At 65.6% G+C, this 17,208-nt stretch carries 19 protein-coding genes and 1 tRNA gene; 6 read left to right on the plus strand and 14 right to left on the minus strand.

What is annotated here, in order from left to right; genetic code table 11:
* Nucleotides 1-7: 7 nt before the first annotated feature.
* Nucleotides 8-1,108 carry a HindVP family restriction endonuclease gene (locus LK434_RS10135; RefSeq protein ID WP_040360909.1) on the minus strand — a complete coding sequence of 367 codons (1,101 nt, stop codon included), beginning with the start codon at nucleotides 1,106-1,108 and terminating at the stop codon, nucleotides 8-10.
* Nucleotides 1,109-1,230: 122 nt separating this feature from the next.
* Between LK434_RS10135 and LK434_RS10140 the strand changes: the two genes are divergently transcribed.
* The 4 genes from LK434_RS10140 to LK434_RS10155 all read left to right on the plus strand — a co-directional run bounded on the left by LK434_RS10140 (nucleotide 1,231) and on the right by LK434_RS10155 (nucleotide 3,988).
* Nucleotides 1,231-2,343, plus strand: coding sequence for a hypothetical protein (locus LK434_RS10140; RefSeq protein WP_006720738.1), 1,113 nt, complete (start codon nucleotides 1,231-1,233; stop codon nucleotides 2,341-2,343).
* A 51-nt stretch (nucleotides 2,344-2,394) separates the two neighbouring features.
* On the plus strand, nucleotides 2,395-2,550 hold the full coding sequence (locus LK434_RS10145) for a hypothetical protein (RefSeq protein WP_006720739.1): 156 nt from the start codon (nucleotides 2,395-2,397) through the stop codon (nucleotides 2,548-2,550).
* A 125-nt stretch (nucleotides 2,551-2,675) separates the two neighbouring features.
* The gene (gene gluQRS / locus LK434_RS10150; RefSeq protein ID WP_392397343.1) at nucleotides 2,676-3,830 is read left to right on the plus strand and encodes a tRNA glutamyl-Q(34) synthetase GluQRS; all 1,155 of its coding nucleotides are present in this window, start codon (nucleotides 2,676-2,678) and stop codon (nucleotides 3,828-3,830) included.
* A gap of 66 nt (nucleotides 3,831-3,896) precedes the next feature.
* Nucleotides 3,897-3,988 (plus strand) — tRNA-Ser (locus LK434_RS10155).
* 182 nt (nucleotides 3,989-4,170) lie between these two features.
* On the opposite strand, the gene LK434_RS10160 is transcribed toward LK434_RS10155, so the two are convergent.
* The 4 genes from LK434_RS10160 to LK434_RS10175 all read right to left on the minus strand — a co-directional run bounded on the left by LK434_RS10160 (nucleotide 4,171) and on the right by LK434_RS10175 (nucleotide 6,752).
* Nucleotides 4,171-5,355 (minus strand): GH25 family lysozyme, encoded by a 1,185-nt coding sequence (locus LK434_RS10160; RefSeq protein WP_006720741.1) that lies wholly within the window; start codon nucleotides 5,353-5,355, stop codon nucleotides 4,171-4,173.
* A 101-nt stretch (nucleotides 5,356-5,456) separates the two neighbouring features.
* The gene (locus LK434_RS10165) at nucleotides 5,457-6,125 is read right to left on the minus strand and encodes a C39 family peptidase (protein WP_006720742.1); all 669 of its coding nucleotides are present in this window, start codon (nucleotides 6,123-6,125) and stop codon (nucleotides 5,457-5,459) included.
* Entirely contained in the window at nucleotides 6,109-6,414 is a 306-nt protein-coding gene (locus tag LK434_RS10170; protein WP_227917747.1) for a phage holin, read from the minus strand. Before LK434_RS10170 ends, LK434_RS10165 begins: the two co-directional genes overlap by 17 nt.
* On the minus strand, nucleotides 6,411-6,752 hold the full coding sequence (locus tag LK434_RS10175; protein ID WP_006720744.1) for a hypothetical protein: 342 nt from the start codon (nucleotides 6,750-6,752) through the stop codon (nucleotides 6,411-6,413). Before LK434_RS10175 ends, LK434_RS10170 begins: the two co-directional genes overlap by 4 nt.
* A gap of 129 nt (nucleotides 6,753-6,881) precedes the next feature.
* Here LK434_RS10175 and LK434_RS10180 point away from each other — a divergent pair, with 129 nt between their 5' ends.
* Nucleotides 6,882-7,790, plus strand: a complete 909-nt coding sequence (locus LK434_RS10180) for a tyrosine-type recombinase/integrase (RefSeq protein WP_006720745.1) — start codon at nucleotides 6,882-6,884, stop codon at nucleotides 7,788-7,790.
* Nucleotides 7,791-7,823: 33 nt separating this feature from the next.
* Nucleotides 7,824-8,063 carry a pyocin knob domain-containing protein gene (locus LK434_RS10185; RefSeq protein WP_227917748.1) on the plus strand — a complete coding sequence of 80 codons (240 nt, stop codon included), beginning with the start codon at nucleotides 7,824-7,826 and terminating at the stop codon, nucleotides 8,061-8,063.
* A 316-nt stretch (nucleotides 8,064-8,379) separates the two neighbouring features.
* On the opposite strand, the gene LK434_RS10190 is transcribed toward LK434_RS10185, so the two are convergent.
* From LK434_RS10190 to LK434_RS10230, 9 genes are read right to left on the minus strand one after another with little or no spacing between them, the layout of a single operon-like run.
* Nucleotides 8,380-8,613, minus strand: coding sequence for a hypothetical protein (locus LK434_RS10190; RefSeq protein ID WP_006720747.1), 234 nt, complete (start codon nucleotides 8,611-8,613; stop codon nucleotides 8,380-8,382).
* Between the two features lie 24 nt (nucleotides 8,614-8,637).
* Nucleotides 8,638-9,162: a hypothetical protein gene (locus tag LK434_RS10195; RefSeq protein ID WP_227917749.1), complete on the minus strand. Its 525-nt coding sequence runs from the start codon at nucleotides 9,160-9,162 to the stop codon at nucleotides 8,638-8,640.
* Between the two features lie 13 nt (nucleotides 9,163-9,175).
* Complete coding sequence (locus tag LK434_RS10200; RefSeq protein WP_006720750.1) at nucleotides 9,176-9,961, minus strand: BppU family phage baseplate upper protein; 786 nt, start codon at nucleotides 9,959-9,961, stop codon at nucleotides 9,176-9,178.
* Nucleotides 9,948-10,175: a hypothetical protein gene (locus LK434_RS10205; RefSeq protein ID WP_006720751.1), complete on the minus strand. Its 228-nt coding sequence runs from the start codon at nucleotides 10,173-10,175 to the stop codon at nucleotides 9,948-9,950. The genes LK434_RS10200 and LK434_RS10205 overlap by 14 nt, the downstream gene beginning before the upstream one ends.
* 8 nt (nucleotides 10,176-10,183) lie before the next feature.
* Nucleotides 10,184-12,736, minus strand: coding sequence for a phage tail spike protein (locus tag LK434_RS10210; protein ID WP_006720752.1), 2,553 nt, complete (start codon nucleotides 12,734-12,736; stop codon nucleotides 10,184-10,186).
* Entirely contained in the window at nucleotides 12,736-13,449 is a 714-nt protein-coding gene (locus tag LK434_RS10215; protein ID WP_006720753.1) for a distal tail protein Dit, read from the minus strand. The genes LK434_RS10210 and LK434_RS10215 overlap by 1 nt, the downstream gene beginning before the upstream one ends.
* Nucleotides 13,446-15,923 carry a phage tail tape measure protein gene (locus LK434_RS10220; RefSeq protein ID WP_227917750.1) on the minus strand — a complete coding sequence of 826 codons (2,478 nt, stop codon included), beginning with the start codon at nucleotides 15,921-15,923 and terminating at the stop codon, nucleotides 13,446-13,448. Before LK434_RS10220 ends, LK434_RS10215 begins: the two co-directional genes overlap by 4 nt.
* Before the next feature lie 2 nt (nucleotides 15,924-15,925).
* The gene (locus LK434_RS10225) at nucleotides 15,926-16,582 is read right to left on the minus strand and encodes a Gp15 family bacteriophage protein (RefSeq protein ID WP_006720756.1); all 657 of its coding nucleotides are present in this window, start codon (nucleotides 16,580-16,582) and stop codon (nucleotides 15,926-15,928) included.
* Nucleotides 16,579-17,115: a hypothetical protein gene (locus tag LK434_RS10230; protein WP_006720757.1), complete on the minus strand. Its 537-nt coding sequence runs from the start codon at nucleotides 17,113-17,115 to the stop codon at nucleotides 16,579-16,581. The genes LK434_RS10225 and LK434_RS10230 overlap by 4 nt, the downstream gene beginning before the upstream one ends.
* Between the last annotated feature and the right edge of the window lie 93 nt (nucleotides 17,116-17,208).

Genomic DNA, 17,208 nt, shown 5'->3' on the forward strand with positions numbered 1-17,208 from the left:
GAGGTAATCATTGGCTAATGCTTATGTAGGACCCCAGCGTCTTGGCGCTTACTAAGGCACCATCAAGCCGGCGCTCGGGTTTAAGCAGGTCAATTCCACTTGGGTCGACAATTTTGCTGTAATCGACATCGGGGATACGGGGATGGAGGAAAGTGTTTCCCTGTAGGAACGGGGAGAGGCTTTCACCGCTGAAGGAGCCGGCTTTGTCGGTTTGCGCCCCATAGGTTATTTCGGAGCGGGTTTTCTCAAACGTGACGATTCCCTGTGCTGAGTAATCAAATAGCGCTTTGATAAGCCAGATGAGGGATCGGCTTGGCCTGCTGATGGGGGGCTTATCATTTCGTCGCGCAGCATCGATGAAGAGCTGGACGAACGCCATGTCGCTCCAAACGAAAGCATCGAAGCACTCTGTATCCAAGATGGAAGCCTGCCCTTTGGTTCTCCAGATGGCGGTGAGTGCAAAGGGAGCTTGACTCGGGATGCCTTTGAGGGCGATTTCCTCTGCAGCAGAAATAACACACTGAAGGTGCTTAAGCATAAAGGTCTCATTTTTCCATTCATAGTCCATAGGAAATGAAAGGTGAGATGAGATGATGTCGCCGAGTTCGTGACGCCGTTTAGGGCCGTACGTATTGGCGATTGAGAAACAAAGCTGTTCAATTGACGGAGGACGAACAACGATTTCGCAAGATTGCTGATCCTTAGCACGATGCGCGGTTGCCGAGTTGGGGATAGTGACAAGTTTTATTTCGAGTGCCCCCAGTTGCCGGTTGCTATTGATATCGCGAATGACGACATCGGAGCGAGCTGGCAAGCCGTTGGAGAAGTGCCGGTATTTGTCAAAACTTGACTCAAAAAGCCATTCAACATCATGTGCATTGCAATTAAGCAGTTGATGAAGTGGCGTTTCTGACTGGGTGGTGTGCAGTCGATTCGACGAATCTGCAGCGGCCTCGATGTACATGGGTCCATAGCCAAGGTCATCCATGTAAACGATCAGGGCCAGAGGAAATGCGTTTGTAAAAATATTCTTGCCAAACGCCTTTGGGTCGCTGCCGTCAAATCGGTGATTGGCATGTTCCAGACCATACAAATACGTGTTTGCCACGGTGCGCTCCAATCAACTGTGTCCGTTAACTATAGCAGTCCCGCATGTGTTCTGAGATGGCGGAATGGTTCTCATTCGGGGAGGGGGTACACTCCGTGTAAGTCGAGGGAACGGAGGATCCCATGGAAGTGAAGCGCGCAGTGCACGTGGCGGTCGTGGTGGGAATGGCCGCGGTGTTGGGGCTGGCGGGGTGCACGGGCGCCCCGGCGCCCGATCAGGGCTCACAGGCTGGTCCGGCGCAAAGCGAGCCGGCCAAGAAAACGGTCGAGCAGAAGGCGGCGGAGCTGTACCGCGGGGTGCTTGCCGACCCTATGGCGTATTTTGGCCATCTTGAGGAACAGGGGCTGGCCGAGGGCGTGTCGTTTGAATACGCGCTTGTCGAGGCGACGGGGGACGATGTTCCCGAGTTGCTTGTGCGTGCCAGCGGGACTTCCGACCTGTGGAACGGAATCATGGAGATCATGCCGTTTGCCGTGAGCGATGACGGCAGCGAGCTCGTGGTTCCGTCGGTGTGGCTGAATGAGGGCGTAGCCGGCGCTGGCGGATTCAGGGGATCGGTTTCCGCGTCCGCGTATGGGGACGGCCTGCTGGTGAGTGAGACGTCCTCCGGAAGCGGCGAGGGCACCGTGTGGCGCTACACGTGGGATGACGCCGCGCGCCCGCAGCGAATCGTGTGCGATACGCAGATCGGCAGCGACTCGATGGCGGCGCGGCTGGTGGAAAACGAGCTCGTTACCATCGACTGGGTGAGCTACGCCCCGGGCAAGACCGATCTTGATGAGCTTGAGGATGTGGCCGCGCTGGAGGCTGGCGAGTGGAAGCCGACCGAGGACCTCCTCGAAAAAGATCCTGCCGATGCCGCACGCGAGTTGGGTCTCATCGTGCTTACGGGATCCGTGCACCAGCTGGACAATCAGGGCATTGCCGATTTGCAGGGTGTCGAGAACCCCAATCCCGGCTCGACTGGCCTTGGCATGAGCGCTGTGTTACAGCTTGACGGGCCTACCACTGTTACCGCCATGAGTGGCGATGGCATGGGGTCGCGCGAGGGTGAGGCTAAGCTCGTGATGCTCGACCGCGAGGCGAGTGAACTCGACTGGGGCGGATACCAGGGCCAGCATATGACTGTTGCGATCGACCCGACGCTCTTGCGGTGGCCGTCCGATACGAGCTTGCCGCTGGGCGAGCCGAGCGTTGCCCGTGGCGGCGTTGCCGTGCTTGCGGTGGGCGAGTAAGGGTGCCCCTGTTTGTATAATGTCGGCGCAAGGTACTGAGAGGGGGCCTGTATGGCAGATGAATGCAAGCACGTGACGGACGCGGACGATCCGCTGCATCGGGATCCGTGCATCCGTGCGGAGAATGAGGACGATGACGGCTACGACCCGTATTCCGACCGTCGCCCCGACCCCGAACCCCTCTTTGAGCGTGACCCGTGGGCATAGGGACCGTGAGGGCTGCCGACCCGACTGACGAGAGCGCTGGCTGCGTGGATGCCGTGGGCCCTGGCTACGTGGATGCCGCGGACTCCGTGGGTGCAGTCAACGTCACTGACGCTACCGACACGGTGGTGTCTTCGAGCGCTGCCAGCGCCCCCTCTCTTCACAGCAATGTGGCCCAGGTGGTGGGGCGTTTTGCCCCGTCTCCCACGGGCCGCATGCACTTGGGCAACATCCTTGCCTCCCTGCTGGCGTGGCTGTCGGTTCGCAGTCAGGGTGGCAAGCTCGTGCTGCGTATCGAGGATCTGGACGATCGGGCCCGCAGCGGACCGTGGGACGCACTGCTCATGGACGATTTGCGCTGGTTGGGCCTTGACTGGGATGAGGGTCCATATTATCAGACCGATCGGATCGATCTGTATGCCGACGCGGTGAGGCGGCTCGACGACATGGGCCTTGTGTACCCGTGCTTTTGCACGCGGGCGGAGCTCCATGCCGCCAGCGCTCCTCATGCGAGCGACGGGACACCTGTGTATGCGGGGACATGTCGTGGACTCACGGCGGCCGAAGTCGTCGCTCGTTCCAAAGCGCGCCCACCGGCGCTGCGGCTAAAGGTTCCGCCGGTGCAGGGGATCGCGTCTTCTCGAGGACCCTTTGAATCTTTTGCGTCCGAGAGTAAACACTCGAAGACCGAATTGACCGATTTTGGCAATTCAATGCCGCGAGAGTTAACTTTCGGGGATTGCAGCGAGCGAGGCACCCGTGGCGCGGCGGCATCGAGGGGCGCAGCAGGTGGCGATGCGGGCGTGATGCACTTTGAGGATCGTACGTATGGCCCGCAGCGCGAGGTGCTGGCAGAGGAATGCGGCGATTTCCTCGTCCGCAGAAGCGATGGCGTGTACGCCTACCAGCTGGCCGTGGTGGTTGACGATGCCGACATGGGTGTGAACGAGGTCGTGCGCGGTTGCGACCTGCTGGGTTCGACGGCTCGCCAGATGTATCTGCAAGACCTGCTCGGCTACGCCCATCCCAGCTACGCACACGTGCCACTGCTCGTTGCCCCCGACGGTCGCCGCCTGTCCAAGCGCGATCGCGACTGTGATATGGGCGTGCTGCGCGAGCATTTTGGAACGCCCGGGGCGCTGCTGGGCCGGCTTGCGTACGTGGCGGGCTTGGTGTCCAGTCCCGAGCCGCGCACGGCCGATCAGCTCGCCGACGGGTTCAGTTGGAGCGCCGTGTGCGAGCATCGCGACAACATCGCGGTTGAAGAGTGCTTCTTCGCCTAGTTTTTGAATCTTGCACGCGCCCCTGTTCAAGGAGCGGAAAGTGCGTTATTATCGACTGGCTGTCACGGAGAGCTGACCGAGAGGCCGAAGGTGCTCGCCTGCTAAGCGAGTAAGGGCCCCAAAGCCCTTCTGGGGTTCGAATCCCCAGCTCTCCGCCAGTGTGAATGATGCGTCCCCTGAGTTATCGCAGCTCAGGGGACGTTTTCTGTTTCCTGTAACGTCCCGTAAGTTGCCGTAACTTATGCGAAAAAGTGCGAATCGCGCACCGGAATGCGAAAAAATGCGAACGGAACCCGCCCTCCCGCGGCATGGAAAAGCCCCTCCGGGGAGGGGCTCCGTGCTAGTAGTAGATCTTCTGGCCCGGGTAGATGCGGCTCGGGTTTGCGATGCCGTTCTTGTTCGCGAGACCCGCCCAGTTGCCGCCCCAGCCCACCTTCTGGGCGATGCCGGACAGCGTGTCGCCGGACTTCACGACGTAGCAGCGCGCGGTGGACGCGGTGACGCCGAGCTTCGCGTTGACCTTCGCCTGCACGGCGTCCGGGTCGTAGCCCGCGGCGGAGAGCCTGTTACGTCTGTCCTGCCCTTTGCCCCACTTGCCGGCGATGACCTCGTCGGCCACCGTGTCGACGGACTTGCCGCCGAGGCCCGCGCGGCGGTTGATCTCGGCCTGCACCTCGTCGTAGCGCGTGCCCAGCGCGCGCTTGCGCTCGTCGCCGTTGCCCCACTTGCCCGCCTGCGCCTCGTCGGCGAGGACGGAGGTCTTGGCGGAGCAGACGTGGTTCACGGCGCCCTGAACCTCGTCGTAGCGGGCGCCGAGGTTCGCCTTGCGCGCGTCGCCGTCGCCGTACATGCCCGCCAGGGTGTTGCCCACGAGGACGTGCAGCGGCAGGGACTGGTCGGCGGGCCCGGAGGGCGCGGGCTCGACGGGCTTCGCGCCGGCGGTGAAGGACGCGAGATCGCGCTTGCCGTTCAGGGCGTTGCAGTCGACGTTGCCGCCGATGCCGGGCACGCGGCCCGTGGAGGTGAACTGCCACAGGTCGCAGTAGTGGCGGGGCGGCGTGTGGGCGGCCCCGTCGTTCACCCCGTAGGTGGGGATCCAGGTCCACTTCACCCACGGCTGGGACGCCACGGAGGCGTACTGGCCGTACAGGTGGTTGGCGATGTACACGCCGTTGTCCCCGGCCGACTGGGCGAGCGTGTTGCCCGCGGACAGGATGCCAGCGACGGACTGGCCTCCCACCTCCACGTCGAGCACGTAGCCGCGGCACGACTTCGCCCCGGCGGCCTTGGCGCGCGAGACGAGTCGGGCCGCCTCGACGGCGCCGCCGTTGCGGTAGAAGCCGTAGCAGTAGTAAGGGATGCCCAGGCGCTCGACCGCCGCGATGTTCTCGGCGAGGCGGACGTCGTGGTACGTGCCGTCCTGGACTCGGATGATCGCGAAATGGACGTTCTGCTTCACCGCGTCCCAGTCGATGCGGCCCTGGTGCTCGGAGACGTCGATGATGGTCGGTAGGATGCCTGCCATTACTCGGACGCCTCCTCGCACTTGGAGCCCATCGCGGAGTTCTCCGGCTCCTGCTCGCCCTCGCCGGGCTCGTCGAACATGGTCTTGATTTCCTCTTCCATCTAAAACTCCTTCCAAACGGAGATGGAATACGTCCAGTAGCCGCCCGCGCCCAGGATCTCCTCCTCGGTCCAGGCGCGGGTGTTCCCGCTCGACGCGGGGTCGTTGATCCGGAGCGCGCCGCCCTCGTCCTGCCACAGCAGCACGAGGTGCCCGCCGTAGCTTGAGTCGCCCAGCCGCCCGCCACCCGCGCACCAGACCGTCCTTCCGGAGCGGGCGTCCGCTATCGCGCGCCGGATGTCCCAGTACTGCCCGGTGGCCGAGAGCCCGAGCGACCGGGCGAAGTCGGCGAAGGCCGGCATGTAGTTGAGCCCGCCGACGGTGCACGAGTCGCCGACCTCGGCGGCGAGCCGGGCGGGCGTCCACTGCTCCCTGGTCCACCACTCGAGGCTCATGGCCGCGACCGTGAGGCCGCAGCCGTTGCCCGCGATGGTGCCGCCGTGCGCGTAGGGGGTGGACGCCCATGCGGGGTCGTCTTGGTAGTAGGAGGGCATCGAGCGCGGGCCGTACCGCTCGTGCCACAGCTCCCGCTCCCGCTCGAACTCCTCGGTCTCCTCCGCGAGGCGCTCCTCGGCCATGACCGCCGGTAGCTCCCAGGCGGCGGGAGCGGGCGCGGGCTGCGGGAAGATCGCCGCGGACAGCGCGGCCGCGAGGCTAAGCGGCGTCGCCACGCTTCTTGGTGGCCTCCGCCGCGCCGAGGAGCACGCCGACGCCGGTGGACACGATAGCCGCCGTCTGCGCGACCTCGCCGGCGAATGGCCAGCCCCATACGGACGCGAGCCCGGTGTAGATCGCCGCGCACGCCGGGATGGCGAGCAGGCCGGCCCACTTCAGGACATCGTAGAGCCAGCCGGGCAGCCAGTATTTGACGTAGTCCTCCACCGGTGTGTCGTCCGGGATGTCGACGGGCTCGTCGCCCATCTCGATGGTCTTCTCATCCATATCCGTTGCTCCTCTCACGCAACGTGGAGCTCCATGAGCTCCTTGTACATGTGGGTTCCCTGGCCGTTGCCGCCGAGGGAGTGGTAGAGCTCGTAGACCTCCTGTATGCCCTGCTTGACCTCGACGGGGCAGGGGCGCCCGCCGAGGACGTAGTGCTCGTGGAGGTCCTGGAGGCGGTAGCGCAGCAGCAGTCGGAAGATGCGCCTGTTCAGGTCGCGTTCCTCCTGCTGCTGGCTCTCGCGCCGCTCGCGCTCCTCCTTGGAGCCGCTGATCTTTCCGCCGAGCCAGCTCGCAACGCCGGTGATGCAGAGCATCGCGAGTTGCAGGACGAGCTGCCATAAAAAGTTCTCAGGCATGTCTCACCTCCCCCGATGTCCCGTTCGAGCGCATTGTTTCGAAGGTGTCGCCGCCTGAAATCCCAGACCGTTTGGGCGCGTTTTGGCGTAAAACGGTCTGGGATTTTTCTCGTGAGAAAGGACTCGAAAATGCTGCTGTCAGACGCCTGCTCCGCCTACATGGAGGCCAAGTCGAAGAAGCTCCGCCGGACCACGTTGGAGGGCTACGCCTCCGGGCTGCGGTGCCACGTGCTGCCCGCGTGGGGCGGCCGGGAGCTGGAGTCGATACGCCGCCGCGAGGTGCAGGAGTGGGTGGACTCCATCCCCACGCCCGGCGCGGCCGAGAAGGCGCTCAAGTGCCTGCGGCAGGTCATGCGCTGGGCCATCCGCTCGCTCGACCTGGAGATCTTCGACCCGACGCAGGGCGTGGAGCTGCCGCCCAAGCCCGTGTACAGGCGCGAGTCGATGGACGCGCGCGAGGAGGCTTGCGTTCTCAGGGCGGCGGTGGGCCAGCCGTGGGAGGCCGTGGTGCTCTGCGCGGCGGCGCTCGGCCTGCGCCCGTCGGAGGCGGCGGGGCTGGACTGGGGCGACGTCGACTGGCGGAGCGGATGGGTGCACGTGCAGAGGGGCGCGCACAGCACGCAGGGCGGCACCGTGGAGTACGGCTGCAAGACGCGCCTCTCCGACCGCCACCTCAAGCTGCCCCGCTTCGCGTTGGAGCGCCTTCGCCAGCTGCGCGGGCAGCGCCGCAAGGGCCGGATGCGCGGCGAGCTGTCCCCGCGCCAGATCTACAGCAGGTTCAAGCGTTTCCTCCGCCGCATGGGGCTGGGGCGCTGCTCGATGGAGTGCCTGCGCCACACGTGGGCCACGCTCACCATCGAGGGCGGCGCGGCCCTCGCCGACGTGTCGGTCGCGCTCGGCCACACGAGCGTGAGCACGTGCCTGCAGCACTACCTCATGAGCACCAAGGCGGTGGTGCAGAGGGCGCAGGACTGCTTCGCGGACGCCATGCGGAAGGGCATGGCGGAGGTCGGCGACGCGCTACTCGATGCTGTATGACGGCCTTCCGTATCCCAAAGACTTCTCACCGATTTGAAGGCGAACGAGGAAAAGATCTCGCTGAACGACCTGACCAAGACGGGGCTGTACGTGGCCTTCTCGCCCGACAACGCCCCGTCAACGGTCGAGGGCTCGTGGGTGACCGTCATCAACGTCATCCTGGCCAACAACGTCAACTACAGGTCGCAGATTCTCTGGAGCAATAACGCGTCTTACGGCGCTTGGCTGCGCAACTGCACAAGCGGCTCATGGGGCGAGTGGGCGAGGCTGTAGCGCGCATCGCGCATGGCCCCTATCCGCGCGTCAGCGTGAAATCGCGGAACGAGAAGACAGCAAGGGTTCCGTTCATGCCGGTCACCGATACGTCTATCGATGTATCGGCGTCCTTCTTCACGGTTATGTTGGTGCCGGACAGCCTGCTTACGTTCGGCTCACCAGCGCCCCTGTGCTCGATTAGTGCGCAGACGCTGGACGACCCGAACAGGAGGTAAGTCTGCCATTCAGATCCGTTGATGTGCAGCGTCTGCCCCGGGCCGAGCGGCGATGTGCGGATATGAACGCCGGGGTCGATGTGGGATACGGAAGGCCGTCATGCCCTGCTCCACACCGTTACCTTGAGTCCGCTGACCGTGGCCCCCGGCTGACCTATCAGCCAGTACCTGAATACGGCAAAGGGCGTGACGGGCCTGACGTAGTCATACGTGGAAAGGTCGATCCTGACGACGTTCCCGAGCGAACCGCCGACGGCGCTCATGAAGGCCGGGACGGTCGCGAACGAGAAGAAGCCCTGGTCTCCAATGAGGGCGTCCCCGATCTCGACCACGACGGGCTGGCCTACGGAAGGCCCTTATGGTTTAACCCACACCATGAGCCTGAGGCCACTCACGGTCGTATTCGCCTGACCAATCACCCAGTAGTTAAGAATGCTGAAAGGCGAGACTGGGGTCACAGACGAGTAAGTCTCTAGGTCGATTCTGATTATGTTTTCAACCGAGCCTCCGATGGCCGTCATGAACGCCGGGACGGTGAAAAGCTGGAAGTAGCCCTGGTCTCCGATCAGAACGTCTCCAACATCAACGCTGACGGGCTGGCCTACGGAATCCCGGAGCGCGTTCACCGCGTTGGTCAGGTCGACGAGGCGCTGCTCCACGCGCGTCATGACCTCCGCCGTCACGGGGGTCGCGGTGCTCGGCTTGTTCTTCCAAGTGGTCGTCACGTAGGCGGGCAGCTTGGAGGGCACCGCCGCGAGCGCGGAGTCAAGCTCCGGGATGATCGTCGGCACGTCCACAAGGCCCGCCTCTGGGACGACGGACATGCCGGGGTCGACCTCGACCGCCTCGGCGCCCTGCTGCTCGCTCTTCTGCTCGTCCATGGTTGTCTCCTCTCTAGAAGGTGTACTTACGCCAGTCCCCGGCCTTGCCCGGGAAGGTGTCCGCGCCGGGGTACGTGTCCGCCCCGGGGTACAGGCCGAGGCCCGGCAGGGTCGAGTCCCACTTGTTGGCGCTCTCGACGCGGTCGCCCTCGGTCTTGAGCCACATCGCGCCGTCCACGCGCTCGTCGTAGGGCGGCTCGGCGTCCTGTATGTGGTAGGGCTTGGCCAGCTTGGCGGCGGCGTTGGCCTGCTGCGCGGCGGACCTCGCGGCCGCGGCCTGTTTGGACGCCTCTGCCGCGTTGGCGTTGGCGGACTGGGCCGCGCTGTTCGCGGCGGACGCGGCGGAGTTCGCGGCGTCCCTGGACGCGAGCGTGGACCTCTTGACCGCCTGCAGCTCCTCGATGATCTCCTCGATGCGGGAGACGAACGGGCCGGACGCCCCATCGGAGCCGGTCTCCGCGTCCGCTATGACCGTGATCCAGATGTCGGGGGTGGTCTCCGTGCCCGTGCCCGCCTCGATCCGGAAGTAGGCCGTCTTGATGACCCCGGGCACGGCGAGCGCGCGGGGGTCGAGCGTGACCGTGGCGGTGCCGCCCGAGATCGTGGCGGCCTGCTCGATGTACGTGTGGTCCGGGCGGACGGCCAGGAAGCGCGCCGACGTCGCGCCGCTGATCGGCGCGCCGTCCTTGAGGATCGCGGCCTTTATGACGGTCCCGGTGTCCCCTGTGCGCGCGGTCACGACCTCCGCCGCCAGAGCGACCGACTTGTCGACGTCCAGCGTCATCTCATGCGTTGCCATCTTCCGCTCCCTTCATGAGGTCCGCAGCGGCCTCGCGCAGGGTCGCGGCGGATGCCGGGTCCACGAGCTCCGAGACGGCCGAGGCGATGGCGGCGACGGTGCGCGCGAGCGCGGGGTCTTCCGCCCTCGCGCGCACGGCCATGACACCCTCCTCGGCCCTCGGCTGTTCCTCGTGGGCTGGCTCGGGCGTCCGTTTCGGTTCCTTTTGTTCCATTCCTCCTCCTAATCTGTCGGCCAGCTGGTGCAGATGCCGTTGATGAAGTTCACGGTTCCGAACGTCCAGTGGAGTCGGCCGTCGCTGCCGTTGTAGACGGATGTCACGACTTTTCTCGAGCCGGTTATCCCGTAGGTCCCGCCTTTGTTCGGATCGGTCCCGACGGCGAATTGCGGTGCCCTGATGCGGGCCGTCCCGGTGCTGTCTATGTCGAGCCTGTCATCGTCTATGTAGATCTGGTCATCCGGGCTGTCCCGAAGGGCCACGAAGCCCGATCCGCCGTCTTCGCTCCCGGCGGCGCGCAGGTAGAGCTCCTGCGGGGGATGGCTCATGAAGCCCTTGTAGACGGGCGGCGTGAGCCATGCCTGCCGGTAGTACCGGTTGGCGGTGAGGAACCCGTAGTCCAGCACCGAGAGTCCGCACGCCTTGGTCGCCTTCGAGGGATCGTCCGATGCGTGCAGCGCCTCCACCTCGAAGTAGTTCGCGTCCCCGTTGATGAACGACGCGCCGGGCCGCCCGTTTGCGGTCGTGCCCGTCGTGATGTAGTTGGTCGAGGACGTGCCCACCATGTTGCAGCGGAACATCGCCGTGCCGTCGGCCATGATGACGGTGCCGGCGATGATGGCGTTGTTCTTGTCGCGCACCTGGAAGCCGCTGGTCGCGTTGATGTAGACCTTGTTTCCGTTGCTGTCGGTGATGAGGATGTTGCCGCTGCGCAGGTAGACCGTGCCGCTCTCGAGGTCGAGGTAGCTGTTGTCCCCGACGAGGATGCGCCCGGTCAGCCTGTTCGCCACGATGCCGTCGCCGTTTATGGCGGTGCTGAACACCCAGTTGCCGGACGAGTCCTTGGTGTTCGCCACGCCGATGGCACCGCCGCCGATCTTCACGCATTTCGTCGCCGAGGCGGGCTTCCTGTCGTAGACCATGATGCCCTTGCCGGGCTCCTCGTACACCCAGCCGCCGGTCGTGTTGAGCTCGGCGTTGAGCATCCCGATGATCTGCTCCTGGATGTCGGTCGGCACCTTGTCGAGCTGCGCCTGCAGCGCGTCGATGGCGCCGGTCGCCGCGTCGAGGGACTTGTCGAGCGCGTCGGTGATGCTCAGGAGGTACTTCTTGTTCGCCTCGTCGATCGCCTTGAGCGCGGCCTCGCTCTGCTCGATGGAGGTCTGCGTGTAGAGGCGCAGCACCTCGTCGAGATTGAGGATGCCGTCGTCGGTGTACTTCTTCAGCAGCTCCTCGAGCGTCTTGTCCCCGTTCGCGGCGTACTCCTTGAGGGCGGCGTCGAGCTCCCCGGCGATCTGCTCGGTGTAGTCCTTCGCGCCCGCCACGCCGTCGCTGGTGAACGCCTCGAGGTACTTCTTGGCGTCGGCGAGGTTCTCGCCCCACTTGGTGGAGGACGCGGCGTTCGACGCGTTGACGGCCTCGGTGATGGTCTGGCGCAGGCTGGAGGTCGCCTTGGAGATGCTCGACCTCTGCGCGGCCATGACCTCGCCGACGGTCTGGAAGTTGCCGATGGTGTAGGTCGCCCCGCCCTCGGTCAGCTGGTCCTCCTCGACCTTCGTGATGCGGGCCTGCACGCGCAGCGGCGGGTCGTACACCTTGTCGATCACGAGGACGGTGTCGCCCTCGTCCGCGCCCTCGAAGCCCTCGCCGGCGCGGGCGAGCGAGACGGCGTCCACCTCGTAGGAGGCCTTCGGCGTGCAGCGGCCCTTCAGCTCCCCCCTGGTGAGCGAGAGCAGCTCGCGCGCGTCCTCGCAGTCCTCGAACTCGACGTCGCCGAAGACATGGGTCCTGCCGCCCCTGCCGTCCGGCCTGCCCCATCGGGCGAGCGCGTCGGCGTCGCCGACCCAGTTCTTCCCGCCGTTGACGTCGCCGAAGGTCAGCTTGCGCTGGTAGCCCCCGGTGAGGTTCCCGTCCTCGTCGGTGCTCTCCGGCGCCTTGCCGTAACCGTAGAGCGCGGTCACGACGTTTCCCTCGTCCACCTCGCGCGTCACGCTCGCGAGGTCCTTGGTGTAGGTGAACCGCTTGCCGGTGTCCGCGCCCACTCGCTCGCGCAGGTGGACGCGGCGGGAGGTCACCTCGCTGCCCGACACGCCGACCTCGAACTCGAGCTCCCCGCCCCATGTGTCCGCCACGTCGTGGACGGCCTGCCACGCGTTGGTGTGGTAGAAGTTCGTCCCGCCCTGCCCGAGGTCCGCGACGGACCCGACCGTCCAGCGGCTCTCGGACAGCGCGGACGCCATGGCCACGCTCGCCGTGGTGTTCAGCGGGCGCTTGTCCTCGAGGTAGTCGCCGGACAGCTCGACCTGCGCCGAGCTGGGGCAGTAGTAGCTGTAGACGATGCCGGCGCGTGCGCGGGTCTCGGTCACGCCGTCCACGATGTTCTCGCGCCAGCGGCCCTTCTTGTCCTGCCACACGATGCGGTCGCCCTTGTCGAGCGCGGCGAGGCACGAGATGGACAGCGCGTTCTCGCCGTTCACCTCGCGCGTGTCCACGCACTCGAAGAGCGTCTTGATGGGGCCTTTGAAGTTCTCCCATCTGTCCGTCACCCAGAGCCGCATCAGCCTATGTGCCTTTCAGTCCATTCGATGGTTCCCGTGCCGCTGGATAGCCGCAGGTTGTTGCGCCCGGGCTGCAGCGCGAAGAAGTCGCTCTCGTAGGTCACGGCGTGGTTCTGCCCTCCGACCGTCACCTGCTCCTTGGTCATGTCGATGACCACTTCCGAGGAGGAGGTGAGCGATTCGTTGATCTGCACGAACTCTCCCGTGTCCATGTTTGTGAGCTTGAGGAAGCTCGCGGAGCCGCCCGGCTTGCACGCGATGACCGGGCGCGTCTCGCTCGTGCCGCCCACGGACAGCGCGGTGCTGTACCCCACGGCGCCGCGTCTCGTCGCGCCGTACGCTATGGGGTCGTAGGCCGTGAACTCAAGCTCCGCGCCGCCCGTGTGCCAGAGGTTGTCCAGCTCCCCGGGGGATGTCAGCACGGCCATGTAGTAGAGCCCGAGGTGCCGCTCGTCGTCCAGGTGGAGCGGGGCCTCCTTGAGGCATAGCAGCCTGGCGGCCATCGTGCGGCGGAGTGCGGCCATGTCGTCGGAGGGGCGCGCCCTCCACTCCGCCCGCACCTTGATGACGAGCGGCTTGAGCTTGGCGCGCATGAACCGCTCGCCCGCCCGGTAGGGGATGTCCTGCGTCTCGATCGCGTACCCGGGCAGCAGCGAGCGCGTCATGAGCCTCGTGGTGAACCACGGCGAGAAGTCGAAGCCGTTGTATATCACGCGTACGCCCCCTGCCTCAGCTGCGTCCTCTTGATCTCCTTGGCGATCTCGCGCGAGAGCTTGCGGATGTCCGCCTCCTCCCGCACGGTCGCGTACACGTTGATGGTCACATGCGTGTCGCCGCCAGCTCCGCCGCCCAGCTTCTCGAGCTGCTCCGCGATGCCCTCTGCGAGCGGCGCGGCCCCTCGCTTGTTGAACGGCACGACGCCCTCGGGGCCGTCCTCGCCGACGCCGATGACGCTCGGCCCGTTGAAGACGCCGCCCTTGGCGTACCAGCTGATGGACAGGGTCGCCGGGTTCGGTATCTTGCCGAGGAGCGGCACCTCTATGAGCGAATACCTGATATGGGGCAGCGGGATGTGCGGCCACGAGAACTTGAAGTTGAAGAACCCCTTGATTGCGTTGATGACGTTCGAGACGGTGTCCTTCGCGCCGTTTATCGCGTTGCCGATGGTGTCCCTGATGCCGTTCCAGATGTTGGACGCCGTGTTCCTGATGGAGCTGAACACGCTCGAGACCGTGTCCTTGACCCTGTTGAAGACCCCGGACACCTTGCTGAAGATTCCGTCGAGCACCCCGCCGATCGTGCTGCTTATCGCGTTCCACACCGTGGAGACCACGCCGGAGATGGTGCCGAGCACGCCGGACACGATGCCGCTGATGGCGTTCCAGATTCCGGAGATGACGCCCTGTATGCCGCTCATGACCGAGCTGATGCCGTCCTGCATCATCGAGAAGTCGCCGGTGACGATGCCTATGATGAGTCCGAGCACGGTCTGGAATATCCCGCTGATGACGTTCCACGCGCCGTTGATGACCTCGGACACCGCGTTCATGACCGCGGTCACCGTCGTGAGGATCCCGGTGAACACGGTGGTGGCGACCTGCAGGAGCGTCGTGAGGATGGGTACCACGACGGGCAGCACCGCCTCGACCACTTGAGCCACGACCTGCGCCACGGCGCTGAAGATGCCCATGAGGCCGTCCACGAACCCCTGGAGCACGGGCTGGATGGCCGCCCAGCACTCTCCGAGCACCGCCGCGATCTGGTTCCATGCCTCGGTGACCGCGCTGCGGAAGCCCTCGTTCGTGTCCCACAGGCACTTGAACAGCGCGGCGAGCGCGCCGATGATGGCGACCACGGGCGCGGCCGCGGCGAGCACGCCGCCGAATCCGGCGGCCGCGCCGGTGCCGATGCCGCCGAGCGCGGCGGTGATCGCGGGGATGACTCCCACTAGGTTGCCGGCCACGGACAGCACCGGGCCGATGGCGGCGAGGATGCCGGCGATGGCGAGCACGGCCATCTGGCCGCCCTCCCCGATGCCGTCGAACCACTCGCCAAACGACTTCACCACACCCGCCACGTTGGTTGCGATGTTGAGGAGGGGCTGCCCCAGCGGCTCTATGGCGCCCTGCAGCTCGCGCATGGCGGACGCCGCCTTGCCCGCGAAGCTGTCTGAGGCGCTGTCTGCCGCCTCCTGCGCCGCCCCGGCGACGTCCCCGTACTTGTTCTCGACGCCCGCGAGGCTCGTTATCATGCCCAGCGCGTTGTCCTCGCCGAGACTCGACCACAGCGTCGATGCGAGGTTCGCCTTGTCGAACCCGTCGGGCATCTTCGCGAGTTCGCCCAGCACGGCCTCGAACACCTGCTGCCCGGTCGCGCCTCCGGTCTTCCACGCCTCGAAGAGCTGCTGGGTGGATTCGCTGAACCGCCCGATGCTCTCGTCCATGCGACCGTCAACGAGCGAGGTCTGGAACTCGTTGAGGAAGTCGTTCACCTTGTCGAGGTTGTATGCGCCGCTCTCGGTGCCCGCCTTGAGGATGGAGAAGTATTCCTGCGCCGAGAAGCCCATCTGGGCGAAGCGCGGCCCGTATTCCGCGAGGTTGTCTCCCAGCTCGTCAGTGTAGTTGAGGCCGTCCTGCGCGCCGGCCACGAACAGGTCCATGGCGTCGGTCGCGGACAGCCCGAAGCCGTCCATGAGGGCGTTGACGCCGCGCACGCTCTCGCCGACGTCCATGTCCAGGGTGTCGGAGAGCGTGAGCACGGACTGCGTGATGTAGGAGAGGTCGGCGTCGTCAAGGTCCCCGATACTCTGCCTGACCTTGACGAGGGCGTCGTCGACCAGGTCGAGCGACTCGCCGAACCCGTCCTCGTAGATTGCCTCGCCCACGTCGCCCAGGCGCTCCGCCTCCTCGGCGGTGAGCCCGAGGGCGGACTGTATGCGCGCGGTGGCCTGCTCGTAGCTCGACGCGGTGCCGAACGCGGCCGTCCCAGCCGCCACGATCGGCGCGGTGAGGCCGACGGTGCAGGCGGTGCCCGCCGACTTGAGGGAGCCGGACAGCTTCTGCGCCGCCGCGTCCCCCTCCTTGATGCCCTCCCAGGTGACCTCCTTGAGGGAGCTGTTGAGCTTCCCGACCTGCTTCGGGATGTTCGCGGTGTCGAGCACCGCCTTGATGACTACGGAGCCGTCCATGCTCACCTCGCTGCACGCTTGAGGGCGGCGAACGCGTCCCGCATCGCCGCATCTGTCCCTTCGTTCGCGCCGCGTGAGCTACGGCCTTGTTTGAGGGCGAACGCCCTGTGCAGGCGCTCCCACTCCTCGATCTCCTTCTTGTTGTGCTTCGTCGGCTTGGGCTTGGTCTTGGGGTTGCGGTAGTGGATGGCGCGCCCGAGGGGCGTGTCCATGGAGCAGCCGCCGACGAGCGCCACGAACTCGGCGAATCCTATCTCCCCGCGGACGGCGTCCCAGTCGATGCCGTACTCCGCGCGGAAGCTGATGCGGATGTACGCCGCGTCCTCCACGGGGTCCCACAGCGGGTCCTCGTGGGGCTTGTCCCCCCTGAGGTCGAGCCCGCACACGTCCCACACGGCGGCCTCTATGAGCCTGCCGAGGTCGGCCGGGTCGTAGTCGCAAGCCGTGAAGGCGTCTCCCGGGTCGGCGAAGAAGAGCGGGATGAACTCCCCGCTCTTCTCTTCCGGCGCGGCGCGCTCGTCCTGCAGCAGCGCGATGCAGCGCAGCACGGTGAGCGCGTCGTCGCGCACCAGCACCTCCTCGCCGTTCCACGGGTAGGGGGTCGCGCTGCCGCCCCCGTCGAGGGCGACGCGCCGCGATGTCAGGCCGCAGGCGTTCACTTCCGGCGCTTCTTGCCGGACTTGCCGCCCTGCGCCTCGCTGAACTGCCCGCCCCGCTTGGGCTGCTGCTTGCGCTGCTCCTGCAGGAACGCCTTGGTTTGCGCGCTCTCCTGCGAGAAGTACAGGCCGCATCGGCGCAGCTGCTCGTTGGTCGCCTTGCGGCCGAGGAGCATCAGGAACGATGCCATGACCTCGCCGAGCACGCTCGTGTGCTTCGCCGGGTCTATGGGTTCGCCGTCGCCCATCCACGAGAGCAGGCGGTCGTAGCCGTCCGTGCCGATGAAGGTGACGATGACGCGCTTCTCTAGGTGCACCATCGTCTGAGTGATCTCGGCGCGCTGCTCGTCGGTCTGCGCCTGGTCGAGCTTGCGATTAAGCGATTGCGCGCGGTCGATGGCGTTCGACACCTTGGCGAGCATCGCCTCGATGCTCGCGTCGTCGAAGTAGACGCGGAACCGCGGGGTGTCCGGGTTGTCCTCGGGGTCCTCGAAGTAGACGTCCTCAAAGGGCCTCGCCAGCCGCAGGATCTCCATTTCGCTTTCCTTTCTCCGCCCGTGAGCTAGGCATGGAAAAGGGGCGCGGGCCGCTCACTTGCCCGCGCCCCCTCGATGGAGGTTATGGGAGGT

Source organism: Collinsella stercoris DSM 13279 (assembly GCF_020735465.1).
Taxonomy (GTDB): Bacteria; Actinomycetota; Coriobacteriia; order Coriobacteriales; family Coriobacteriaceae; genus Collinsella; species Collinsella stercoris.